At 68.4% G+C, this 10,219-nt stretch carries 13 protein-coding genes; 5 read left to right on the top strand and 8 right to left on the bottom strand.

All coding sequences use genetic code 11. From position 1 onward, the window contains the following. Positions 1-184 precede the first annotated feature (184 nt). The gene (locus AQJ27_RS60440; protein WP_268814662.1) at positions 185-307 is read left to right on the top strand and encodes a hypothetical protein; all 123 of its coding nucleotides are present in this window, start codon (positions 185-187) and stop codon (positions 305-307) included. Positions 308-824: 517 nt separating this feature from the next. Here AQJ27_RS60440 and AQJ27_RS50615 read toward each other — a convergent pair. From AQJ27_RS50615 to AQJ27_RS50635, 6 genes are all read right to left on the bottom strand, one after another. Then, positions 825-1,727, bottom strand: a complete 903-nt coding sequence (locus AQJ27_RS50615; protein ID WP_067385743.1) for a GNAT family N-acetyltransferase — start codon at positions 1,725-1,727, stop codon at positions 825-827. A gap of 222 nt (positions 1,728-1,949) precedes the next feature. Then, positions 1,950-3,413, bottom strand: a complete 1,464-nt coding sequence (locus AQJ27_RS50620) for a site-specific integrase (protein ID WP_079065953.1) — start codon at positions 3,411-3,413, stop codon at positions 1,950-1,952. Further along, on the bottom strand, positions 3,410-3,736 hold the full coding sequence (locus AQJ27_RS50625; RefSeq protein WP_067385745.1) for a helix-turn-helix domain-containing protein: 327 nt from the start codon (positions 3,734-3,736) through the stop codon (positions 3,410-3,412). The genes AQJ27_RS50620 and AQJ27_RS50625 overlap by 4 nt, the downstream gene beginning before the upstream one ends. Next, on the bottom strand, positions 3,736-4,437 hold the full coding sequence (locus tag AQJ27_RS50630) for a tyrosine-type recombinase/integrase (RefSeq protein WP_341866174.1): 702 nt from the start codon (positions 4,435-4,437) through the stop codon (positions 3,736-3,738). The genes AQJ27_RS50625 and AQJ27_RS50630 overlap by 1 nt, the downstream gene beginning before the upstream one ends. A 150-nt stretch (positions 4,438-4,587) precedes the next feature. Next, positions 4,588-4,881: a hypothetical protein gene (locus tag AQJ27_RS60665; RefSeq protein WP_341866173.1), complete on the bottom strand. Its 294-nt coding sequence runs from the start codon at positions 4,879-4,881 to the stop codon at positions 4,588-4,590. A gap of 629 nt (positions 4,882-5,510) precedes the next feature. Next, entirely contained in the window at positions 5,511-6,110 is a 600-nt protein-coding gene (locus tag AQJ27_RS50635; RefSeq protein ID WP_067385747.1) for a TetR/AcrR family transcriptional regulator, read from the bottom strand. Positions 6,111-6,200: 90 nt separating this feature from the next. Between AQJ27_RS50635 and AQJ27_RS50640 the strand changes: the two genes are divergently transcribed. From AQJ27_RS50640 to AQJ27_RS50650, 3 genes are all read left to right on the top strand, one after another. After that, positions 6,201-6,869: a DsbA family oxidoreductase gene (locus tag AQJ27_RS50640; RefSeq protein WP_079065954.1), complete on the top strand. Its 669-nt coding sequence runs from the start codon at positions 6,201-6,203 to the stop codon at positions 6,867-6,869. After that, a complete protein-coding gene (locus tag AQJ27_RS56205) occupies positions 6,862-7,053 on the top strand; it encodes a hypothetical protein (protein ID WP_067385749.1) in 192 nt (63 codons plus the stop codon). The genes AQJ27_RS50640 and AQJ27_RS56205 overlap by 8 nt, the downstream gene beginning before the upstream one ends. Positions 7,054-7,159: 106 nt before the next feature. Then, positions 7,160-7,873: an SDR family NAD(P)-dependent oxidoreductase gene (locus AQJ27_RS50650; RefSeq protein ID WP_067385751.1), complete on the top strand. Its 714-nt coding sequence runs from the start codon at positions 7,160-7,162 to the stop codon at positions 7,871-7,873. Between the two features lie 180 nt (positions 7,874-8,053). Here AQJ27_RS50650 and AQJ27_RS50655 read toward each other — a convergent pair whose 3' ends face one another. Beyond that, positions 8,054-8,926 (bottom strand): class I SAM-dependent methyltransferase, encoded by an 873-nt coding sequence (locus AQJ27_RS50655; RefSeq protein ID WP_079065956.1) that lies wholly within the window; start codon positions 8,924-8,926, stop codon positions 8,054-8,056. Positions 8,927-8,988: 62 nt separating this feature from the next. After that, positions 8,989-9,441 (bottom strand): hypothetical protein, encoded by a 453-nt coding sequence (locus AQJ27_RS50660; RefSeq protein ID WP_235614072.1) that lies wholly within the window; start codon positions 9,439-9,441, stop codon positions 8,989-8,991. 178 nt (positions 9,442-9,619) lie between these two features. Here AQJ27_RS50660 and AQJ27_RS60445 point away from each other — a divergent pair. Beyond that, on the top strand, positions 9,620-10,219 hold a 600-nt coding region (locus AQJ27_RS60445), incomplete at its 3' end, for a ScbR family autoregulator-binding transcription factor (protein ID WP_067385761.1).

Raw genomic sequence — 10,219 nt, forward strand, 5'->3', positions numbered from 1 at the left:
GGTGAGTCGGGTATCTCTGCACCAGCAACGCCGCGAGCCGGTCTCGGGCATGTGCTGCATCCGGGCGTCTCGGCGGCGGCTGGGACCGTCAACACCGCTCCCACCGGGGGCAACCAGCCAGGCGTCACGCCGCCTTCAGCACCTTGAAGGCGGTGAGTCGATGGACGCCACGGGACAGCATCAAATGGACGGAGCTCACCACCTCCAGGAACTGGCGGACGACCGCAGCGTCGATACGGCCATCCACCGGCTCGGCACCAACTGCAACGCCCACCGGCTGCTCGCGGACGGACACCAGATGGGCTGAGCGCACTGGCGGCTGTCCGACCTGCCGGAATGCCCGAGCACGCCTGGCATGTTGGTATGCCAGCGCTTGGAGTGGCTCGAAGACGCTCTCACCCACAGCGCCAACCCACTCCACCTCGGCCTTGTCGTCGGCATCGACGAGAAGGCCGCCATCGGTTACGCGGATTGGACATGACTGCTTCCCCAGACCGACCACGACTCAGCGTGTTCGCCGCGAACCCACGGGTCTATCCATCAATATGGCGGCATCGGACCCTCAAGTTCCCGCTGAACTGCCTTCAGTCTCTGCAAACTTACGGGGATCAAGGGGCATGATACTGGTGGGCTCGCGTATTCAACTGTCGCGTGTTCCCTGGGTTACCGCGTCCGTTGGCTTCAGAGAGTGACGTTCGTTCTTGGTCGGCGAACGGACCGGTGAGGGTTGAGCATGCGAGCCCACCAGTGTGATTCCGGCGGGTGCGGGACTCGGTGGTCACACCCCGATTCCCGCACCCGCTTCCTGTCTCGCGTGCTCCGGGCTATATGAGGTCGATGCGTTCCTGGGCGATCGGGTAACCGGCCCTCGCGAAGTGGGCGGCCATCGGGACGTTGGTCTGGTCCGTCCCGGCCACGATACGGTCCACGCCCTCGTCGGCGAGCTTGTGCGTGGCCTCGACGAGCAGGTCATAGGCGTATCCGTGACCACGGTGTTCGGGCACCACGCCGATATAGCCGATGAGAGGGTCTCCGTAGTGGCGGCCGGGGACGCTCAGGCCGACGAGTTGCCCAGCGGAGTTGTAAGCCAGGCGCCACCACTCCCGCGGGCTCGGCAGCCAGCGCAAATAGTCCAGTTCTTCCTGCGCGGCCGCCTCCAGCCCGGATTTGGCGATGGTGCGCCGCACATGGGCATCGAGACTGCCCTGGTGGATGCGGCGGAAGACGTCGAGAACCGCCCCGTCGTCGGGCTCGGGACGGAATTCGAGGCGGCCCGGGCGCACGGGCACGCCGCAGTCCGGCGTCCAGCGGTAGCGGAAGCGCTCGACCAGAGGGGACAGACCTGCGGCGACGGCCGCGTCGATCCGGGCCTGGGCCTGCTCCCTGACAGCAGGGATGTCGCGCCAGCCAGGCGGCAGTTTGAGGGAGTACTGGGCATGCAGCGGTGAGGTGCGGAGCAGTTGTGCAGCCGCACCGGCGTCCGTGAAGTCGAACCAGTCCAGGGCGAGCGGACTGTCGTCCTTCGGTCCGGCCCACCATGCGGCGCGCGCGACGACGACGCCGTCGCGCAGGGCCACCCAGGTCCACTCGGGGCGGTACTCGCCAGCGGCGGCCATCTCACTGTAGGTGTCGCCGAAGGCGGCAAAGCCGACCAGACCGGAATCGGGCAGAGATTCGAAAAGTAGTTCCTCGCCTGTGGCGAGGGGGCGGATGACCAGTTCGGTCATGAGAGGTCCTTTCGGGTAGCGACGCGCTCCCGTTCAGATCCTCGGCGCCCTCGGAACGAGGTGGGAGCACATGAGAGTCAGCTGGCTCACGGTTCCCACCTCCTTTTGCAATAGGGGACGCGAACGCAGCCTAACAGCGTGATCGAATCACGGGGCATGACACTGGCGGCCTCGCGGAAATCGGGAGGCGCGTATTCGTCGTCAGCTTCTGGCGGCTCGTGGTCACCGTGAGTGGTCACCAGCAGCATAGCGACGCCAGGTTCCTCCGGTCTCTTCGGCGAGACGGGTGGTGTGGTCGTCGTTGTAGCCGAGCATCCGGGCGATCACCGGAGCGGGGGCCTGGAGGACGAGTTGGCGGATCGCCGCTGTGCGTCCTGGCCGGGTCGGGAAGCCCAGTTGGCGGAGCCGGGGTGCCATGGCTTCCGGGGTCATGGGTTGTCCGGCCCTGCGGCCGGGGAAGAGCCATCGGGCATCGGGGTTGGTCGCGGTCTTGGTGTTCGGGCGCTGTTCCAGGTACTTGAGCAGCATTCCGGCGAACGGGGCGGGAACGGGTGACGGCGGGTCGCCGAGCCGGACGAGGACTTTGCCGTGTTCGTGCTGGGCGTCGTCGGTGCTGAGCCTGGTGATCCGTGTAAGCGGCTGGGCGTAGAGGAGGACAAGGACGGCGGCCACGCAGTCCTGGAGCGGGATGTCGTCGCGGTTCATGAGCTGTCGCAGCAGCGCGAGTCGTTGGTGCTGGGTGATCGGCTTGGGATTCGCCGTCGAACGGTGCGGGATGGTGACGGTCGGCATGTGCTTGGACTGCATGGCCCAGCGGAGGAAGGAGTGGGTGAGGCGCCGAGCGGTGTAGCCGCCTGCGTACCAAGTGTCGACATCGGCCTGGGTGCAGTCGGCGAGGGCGCGTCCGCGCTGGGCGATGTGGTCGAGGAAGTTGATTGCAAGGTAGAGCTTGTTGCGGGCCTGCTGCGTCTGACTGCCGGTGACCAGGCCACGGCTGGCCAGGGTGCGGAGACGGCGTTGGATGTGCCAGGTCGCGAAGAGGTCCAAGAGCTTGCGGTGCTCGGGGTCGCTGACGGTCGGCAGTTTCTCGGCGAGCCACCGCTGGAACAACAGCAAGTGCCGGTCGGCTGGCGGCAGGACGCCGCACTGCATGAGCAGGTCGCGCAGGTAGGCGACCGAACGCCACGGAGTGAGCTGGCTCAGTCCCTCGTGGGTGAGTGGGACTTGGTTGCGGGCCAGGGCCTGCAGGTTCTGCTGGACATGGGGCTGGTTGGTCCAGGTCAGCCCGCCCCAGGGGCGTCTCATCTGGCGGAGCGTGTCGAACAGTGGGAGGAGTTCGGGCCGGATGCGGCCGGTGCCGTCGTCGAGGAGTTCGTGGAGGCGCTCGGCCAGGACGCATCGGCCGCAGATTCCGCGGCGGTAGCGTCGTGCTTCCTGGCCGCACCGTTCGCAGGTGAAGTTGCCGAGGCCGCCGGCGCAGTCGGTGCATAGCTTGCCGCCGTCCGGTGCAAGGCCCGGGGTGAGCCGGTCGACGCCGCAGCCTGTGCAGGTTCCGTAGGTCTCCAGGGCCTGGGCGTAGCAGCCCGCGCAGAGGTAGCCCTCGGGCCAGTGGGCTGCCCCGGGTCGGACGGCCCGGCGGCATCGCGCGCAGAACAGGTCTTCGGCGCGGACGCGGGTCCGGCTCATGCTTCGGGCCGGATGCGGGCGCGTTTGGGACGGACGGCCGACAGGTCGACGACTGCGTCGCCGGTGGCAACCTTGCGGACGGCGGTGTTCTCCGCCTTGGTGGCGATCAGATCGGTTGGGGTGCAGTCGAAGATGTCGCAGAGCGCGGCCAGCACCGGCAGGGACAGCCGTTCGGGAGTGCCGGTAACCAGGCGGTGGACCTGCGAGAGGGAGAGATTGATCCCGCGTTCGGCAAGTGGCGGGGCGAGCTCGCTGGTGGTGAACATACCGGCGGCAGCCATCTTCTCGCGCAGTCGCCACTGGTAGCTGACCTGGCGTTTCATCAGGCCCTCCTCGCGGGCTTGAGCGCGGCCTCGACCGTGGCGTCCAGGGCGCGACGCAGGGTGCGGGTGCGGAAGTCGGAAGACACGCAGGTGTAGATGGAGGTGGTGGACGCGTGATCGTGGCCGACCTGCTGTTGCACGAACAGCGGATCCCAGCCGTCCTCGATCAGGTGGGTGACGTATAACCTTCGAAGCGAGTGGAAATCCAGGACCGGGTCCAGGCCGAGGTCGTCGCGGTAGGCGGCGAAGCGGGAGTCCAGCCGTTGCAGTCCGACCCGCCGACCGCGTTCGGACGGCCATAGGGCCGGCCCGTCCGCGTGCCGCATCGCGGGCCTCACCTCGCTGATCCACTGGTCGACGATCTCGGCCGACCACTCCCACACGGTCAGCACGCTGCGGCGCTTCGGGGGCGAGCCCTTCTTCGCCTTGCCGTGGCGGACGTAGCAGACGCCGTACTCGCAGAACTCCGCCCCTTCGGGGTTGCGGCCAAAGTCGGCCGTGTCCAGCATCCGCGTCTCGTTGCGTCGCAGCCCGTAGGCGTACGCAGTCTTGAGGAGCATCGCGTCGCGGAAAGCGGGTAGCCAGCCCTTTCGACCGCGTCCGCGGACCCGGCTCACCTCGTCGTCGGCATGGTCGAAAAGCGCCTGTAACTCATCCCGGGTGAAAGCCCGTTTCGGGGCCTCTGCCTCGCACTCCTGCATGTGCACGGCGGTATTCCACTCGTGACACACCTGGATCGGGTGGGTGCCGAAGCGGCGCTCACACTCCGCCGCCTAACCGTAGGCCGGGTCGGTGGCGTAATCGCAGAACAGACGCACCGCTACCTGGTAGCCGCGCAGCGTCGAGCGAACTCAGCCACCAACCGCCCGCAGGTCACCGAACCACTCGTCCGCCAGCATCGAGGACCAGCTCCACGGAAAGGCATCCGCGTGCGCGGCGAACGCCCGCACCTTCCGCTCCCGACCGTTGATGGTCGACAGCGCGAGGTTCCGCGCCAGCTGCTGGTTGCGCCAGCCATCGAGCATCGCCTCGAAGACCTGCTCTTCCGGCCGCAGCAGCGGAACCCCGTCGGCCAAGTGCAGCCGCGCGGCCCCCGGTGTCACCCCGCCCTTACCCGCCAATTCATCACGCTCCGTAGATCGCATCGAGCGCGAGAATCTCGCATCAGATGCGAGACCCGGAGAGGAACGGCAGGCCAGCCATCCGATCGAGTGAAGCAGAACGACGCGACCCCGCCCTTCGGCTACCGTCTCAACAGGCATGCATCGACATCCCTATCCGCTGATCAGCAGCTTCTCTGCGCCTGCCGGCCGACGCGGCGCAGCGTGTGTCCAGTTCGCATACGATGCGATTCGCGCCGGTCCCCAGATACGCCAGAAACCCGCCACGGGATGATCTTGGAGCCCGGGTGGCTCGCTACGGGGTTTCGCCCGGGAGAGCGCTGACGCGGTTCGCGTACTCGCGGCGGGCCTTGCGCTGCGCCGGGATGGCCGAGGTGCCGTCGAGCGGCTGGCAGCGGTCGAGGAGAGTCCGGTGGACCGTGGGCGTGGTGCTGACGCGCAGGGTGTAGCCCTGACCGCGTCGTACGGTGACGCCAGGCGGCCCTCCGGGGCAAGGAACTGGCCGCCAGCCTGGCGAAGGCCGCGTGAGGCGGCACCCTCCGGCGCGGCCGAGGGGCCAATGGGTGCGGTCCCGCGTGCGGCGGGGGCCGCACCCTTCGCATGTGCCGTGTCTCTGTCCGCCGGGCCTGCCGGGGAGCCGGCGGCGCCGCGTCTCAGGGGGTGTCGGAGGCGGCGGGGGTCTGCGCCTGGTCGGTCCATGCGGAGTCCAGGGCGCGAGTGAGGATGCGTCGCCATCCGAGCGGTGCGGCCTCCTCTCGGTTGGCGGTACCGGCCATCCACAGCAGGCAGAACAGGTCCTCGCCGGTGAAGTCGAGGGCGAGGGACCCTTCCCGGTGGGCCTGGTCGACCAGGTCGCGGCCCAGCGAGGAGGAGGCCGCACAGGTGTCGACCAGGGCGGTCGCTTCGGGGAAGCGCCGCATGATGGCGTCGTTGAGGGCGGGGTCCTGGTGCTGGAGATCGATCATGCCGTGCACGAAGGTCTCCAGCCGCTCCCGCGCCGTCGCCCCGGCCGCCACCTTCTCGCCCAGCTCCTTGAGCCGGCTGCCCGCGATCTCGGGGATGACCGAGTCGATCAGGGCCTCGCGGGTCCCGAAGCGGTTGTAGAGGGTGCCGACGCTCACGCCCGCGACCTTGGCGATCTCCTCCAGCGGGGCGCCGAGACCCTTGGCCGAGAAGACCTCCAGCGCGGCGGCGCGCAACTTGGCCATGTTGTCGCGCGCGTCGCGCCGCAGTGTCTTCGCCTGTGCCGCCATGTCCGCTCCCTCGCATCTTGAATGCACTCTCAAGTTAAGTGTTACTGTCCATCTTGAGGTACTACTCAACTTACCGGAGGGCGGTCCGTCATGGAACCGACAGCAACGCCGACCCCCACTCGCCTGACGGTCGACGTCTGGGCGGACGTGCTCTGCCCCTGGTGCTACCTGGGCGAACAGCGGCTGAGCCGGGCGATCGACGAGTTCCGGCACGGCGAGGACGTCGAGCTGAGGGTCCACACTTTCCAGCTCGACCCGCAGGCCCCGGCCACCGTGATGCCGACGCTGACGTACCTGGCGGACAAGTACGGGGCGGCCCCCGCGCAGGCCCGGGCGATGGAACAGGACATGGCCCACAAGGCCGCGGCCGAGGGCCTGCGCTACGAGGTTGACCGCCCGGCGAGCAACACCTTTGACATGCTGCGCCTGGTCCACCTCGGCGGCGAGCACGACGTCGCCTTCGACTACCTGCGCGCCATGCAGGCGGAGGTCTTCAGCGGCAACGACGACGCCTTCGCCCCGGACACCCTCGTCCGGCTCGGCGAAGAGCTCGGCATCTCCGCCGACGCCAGCCGCGAGGTGCTGGCCACCAACCGCTATGCCGACGCGGTGCGCACCGACCACGACCAGGCCGTGCGCCTGGGCGCCACTGGCGTCCCCTTCACCGTCCTGGGCGAGCGGCTGGGCATCCCCGGAGCCGTCAGCACCGCCCAGTACGCCACCGCCCTCGACCAGGCATGGGAGCAGATCCATGGCTGACCCGGCACCCGGCACACCTGAGCCGCTGCAGTTCCTGGACGGCGAGGCCGACGGCCTGTGCGATCCGTCCACCGGTGTCTGCACCGTCCCCGGCGCCCCCGCGCCCGGCACCGACCCAAGTGGCAGCACCGGCCCCACCGCCCGTTCCGACGGCGACACGGCCGGCACCCTCACCGGCTGCTGATCAGCCGCAACATCGACCGGGGCGCCAGCGGCGCCCCGCACACCCGCCGCCTGCCCGGGCGGCGCCTCCCACCCACCCAACCCATTCACGCAATCGAGGTAGAGGCATGTCTTCCCCCGTTCCCGCTCTTCCCACTGTTGCAGTCGTCGGCGCCGGCCCCGGCCTGGGCCGGGCGATCGCCCGCCGCTTCGGCACCGCCGGCCACCCCGTCGCCCTGGTCTCCCGCAACGCCGACAAGATCGAGGGCATCCGCGACAGCCTGGCCGCCGAGGGCATCACGGCCCGCGCCTACCCCGCCGACGTGACCGACGCCGACTCCCTGACGCGCGCGCTGGACAGGGCTGCCGCCGAACTCGGCAGGATCGGCGTCTTGTCCTACAGCCCGGCCCCCACCTTCCCCGCCAAGGCCGGCGAGGTCCCGGACCTGAAGGCGCTGGGCTTCACCGCTGCGGCGGAGACCACCCCCGAATCGGTGCGCCCCATGTTTGACATGCTCGTCGGCGGCGCGCTCACCGCCGCGGCAGCGGTCCTGCCGGGCATGCGCGAGGCCGGCGACGGCGCGCTGCTGTTCACCACCGGCACCACCGCCCTGCTGCCCATTCCGGGCATGAGCAACTCCGGCATCGCCTTGTCCGGCCTGCGCTCGTGGGCCCGCGGTCTGCACGACGACCTCGCCGGTGAGGGCGTCTGGGTCGGGCACCTGTCCATCGGTGTGCCGATCGTGCCCGGCACGGGCGAGGGAGACCCCGACGCCCTCGCCGATCGCTGGTACCAGCTCGCTCGGGCCCGCGACTCCTTCGAGACCACCGTCGGCTTCTGACCGCCCCCGCAATGACGCCGGCTGCCTCACTCAGCCGCTGCCGTCGTCTCTGTCGTCCGGCTTCGCCGCGTCCGGATCACGCAAGGGCCGCAGCCCCTCGCACGGGGCCGACGCGGTGAAGCGGTAGCGGCCGAGCACGTCGACGAGTTGCCACCCGACTTCTAGTGAGCGATGTCTGGGCTACTGCGCTGAGGGAGCGCGCTGTGCGGTGAGCACGGGCTGGTAGTACCCGCTGGAGGCCGGACTGTGCCAGGCGATGTTGGTGAATCCGGCTTCAGTCACGAACTCTGTCAACTGCGGGGGCGTCAGCGCCCAGTGGGTGGTCCGGCGGACTCGGACCTGCCAGGTGGTCTTTGCGGGGATGAGCTGGAAGTGCTCCAGGTCGTAGCGTTCGCCGTCCTCGTGCCAGTGCCACAGCTGGAAGGTGATCGCTTGGCCGTCGCGTGCTTGCGAGACCTGGGGAGGTGTCGACGTGGGTCTGGTCTGGCGCGCCTCGTCGTAGGTCCGGACAGTGATCATCAACAGTCCGTCGTCTCGGAGTACCCGTCTCATGCCGCGGAGTGTCGTCCGGAGGTCTTGCCCGGAGAGTAGGTGCGTGAGCGAGTTGTCCGCGCAGAGGACGACGTCGAATGACGTCTCTTTGAAAGGCAGTTGGCGCATGTCAGCCGCAGTGGCCGGAAGCCGGCTGCCACGGGCCGCCGCCTCGGCGGCGGCGCGCGCGGCGGCGACCGGGCTCAGGTCGCTGCCGACGACCTGGTGCCCGGCCAGGGCCAGCCCGATGGCCTGGGTGTGCGTACGGTGATAGGTCGCGGGATGCCGCTCGGGCCGACCCTGTTCGGCCCAGCACGACCCGGCGGTGGGCCTGATGCTGAGCGGGCCGAACTCGTCGAACGCGAACACGCGGTCCGGGAAGTGCTCCAGTACGTGCTCGATCCGGTCGAGCTTGGCGTGGCGCTCGGGGTCGGGGGATTCCTTCCAGGTCTTGGTGCGATGGAAGGTGACGCCGCGGCGGGCGAGCAGGCACCGTAACGCCTCGCGGCCGATCCGGATCACACGGCCCCCGTGGAGACACGAACGTGGGTGGGGGCGACAACAGACCTACTGTCCGCGAGTCGTCATGGAGACGGTAAGACCGCCTGGGGGTTCCTGTGTGTTGTCGCAGTGGTGTGGTGCAGGGGGACCAGTGATGTGACGACGAACAGCCCGAAGAGGGTGATGGGCAACAGCCCGACGGGATGCAGCAGCCGCGATGGATGATCATGCAGCCACTGCCAGTTGCTGATCCAGTTCGCGGAGACGTCCAGCACCATTACACCGCTCGCCAGCCAGATTCCTTGGCGCCGCACGAGCGTCACCAGCACGACGATCAGCGGGTCAAGGACCGCCAGGCTGATGAAGAAGGCCTGGATGGAAACCTGTGGGAACGATGCATAGGCGTGGATCCCGCCGCGGATCAGGTCGAGAAGGTGAGCGCAGGCGCCTTCGAGGAAGCCGGTCAGGTACACGGCGAGAATCCATCTCGCCCACAACGGCTGCCCGGCCCACCGTTTCCGCAGCTGAATTCCCACCAGGCCACCCTAGACAAGCGGTTCATGCCTTGAAGGGGGTACTCCCGGGGTTGTGGTGGTGTGGTCGTGGTGGTGGGTGGGGGTTTGGGTCTTGTGAATATACGGACTGGGTGGTTTGGTTTGGGTTGGTTGCTGGGAATGTGTTGTGGTGGGTTGTGGGTTGGTCTTTGGAGGTTTTGTGGTGCGGCAGGAGCGTGCGGTGCGCACGCGGCGGTTGATTTTGGATGCTGCGGCGTCGGTTTTTGATGAGCGTGGGTATGAGGCGGCGACGATTGGTGAGGTGTTGGCGCGGGCGGGGGTGACGAAGGGGGCTTTGTATTTTCATTTTCCGTCGAAGCGGGCGTTGGCGGAGGGGGTGTTGGGGGAGCAGTTTGCGGGGTTTGTGCTGGCGCCGCGGGTGAGTAAGTTGCAGGAGTTGGTGGATATGGGGTTGGCGTTGGCGTATCGGATGCGGTGTCGTCCGGTGGTGTCTGCGTCGGCGCGGTTGTCGTTGGGTCAGGAGATGGGGGCGGTTTTCGGGACGTGGACGATCCGGACGTGGCTGGATGCGACGGAGAGGGTGTTGCGGGAGGCGCAGGAGCAGGGGGAGTTGTTGCCGCAGGTGGATGTGGCGGAGAGTGCGTGGGTGTTCTCGGCGGCGTGGACGGGGGTGCAGGTGTATTCGCATACGTTGTCGGGGCGGGAGGATCTGGTGGAGCGGGTGTGTGCGCTGTTTGAGCATCTGTTGCCGAGTGTGGCGGTGCCGGCGGTGCTGGGCAGGCTGGTGATTGATCCGGCG

The sequence above is a fragment of the Streptomyces olivochromogenes genome, from assembly GCF_001514115.1.
Classification (GTDB): Bacteria; Actinomycetota; Actinomycetes; order Streptomycetales; family Streptomycetaceae; genus Streptomyces; species Streptomyces olivochromogenes.

What these genes read in the sequence shown, in the direction of transcription:
- AQJ27_RS56205 (WP_067385749.1), top strand. Translation starts at nt 6,862, where the DNA reads ATGGCTGACCCGGCACCCGGCACACCTGAGCCGCTGCAGTTCCTGGAC.
- AQJ27_RS50630 (WP_341866174.1), bottom strand. Translation starts at nt 4,437, where the DNA reads ATGCAGGAGTGCGAGGCAGAGGCCCCGAAACGGGCTTTCACCCGGGAT.
- AQJ27_RS50625 (WP_067385745.1), bottom strand. Translation starts at nt 3,736, where the DNA reads ATGAAACGCCAGGTCAGCTACCAGTGGCGACTGCGCGAGAAGATGGCT.
- AQJ27_RS50640 (WP_079065954.1), top strand. Translation starts at nt 6,201, where the DNA reads ATGGAACCGACAGCAACGCCGACCCCCACTCGCCTGACGGTCGACGTC.
- AQJ27_RS60665 (WP_341866173.1), bottom strand. Translation starts at nt 4,881, where the DNA reads ATGCGATCTACGGAGCGTGATGAATTGGCGGGTAAGGGCGGGGTGACA.
- AQJ27_RS50635 (WP_067385747.1), bottom strand. Translation starts at nt 6,110, where the DNA reads ATGGCGGCACAGGCGAAGACACTGCGGCGCGACGCGCGCGACAACATG.
- AQJ27_RS60440 (WP_268814662.1), top strand. Translation starts at nt 185, where the DNA reads ATGGACGGAGCTCACCACCTCCAGGAACTGGCGGACGACCGCAGCGTC.
- AQJ27_RS50620 (WP_079065953.1), bottom strand. Translation starts at nt 3,413, where the DNA reads ATGAGCCGGACCCGCGTCCGCGCCGAAGACCTGTTCTGCGCGCGATGC.
- AQJ27_RS50615 (WP_067385743.1), bottom strand. Translation starts at nt 1,727, where the DNA reads ATGACCGAACTGGTCATCCGCCCCCTCGCCACAGGCGAGGAACTACTT.
- AQJ27_RS50650 (WP_067385751.1), top strand. Translation starts at nt 7,160, where the DNA reads ATGTCTTCCCCCGTTCCCGCTCTTCCCACTGTTGCAGTCGTCGGCGCC.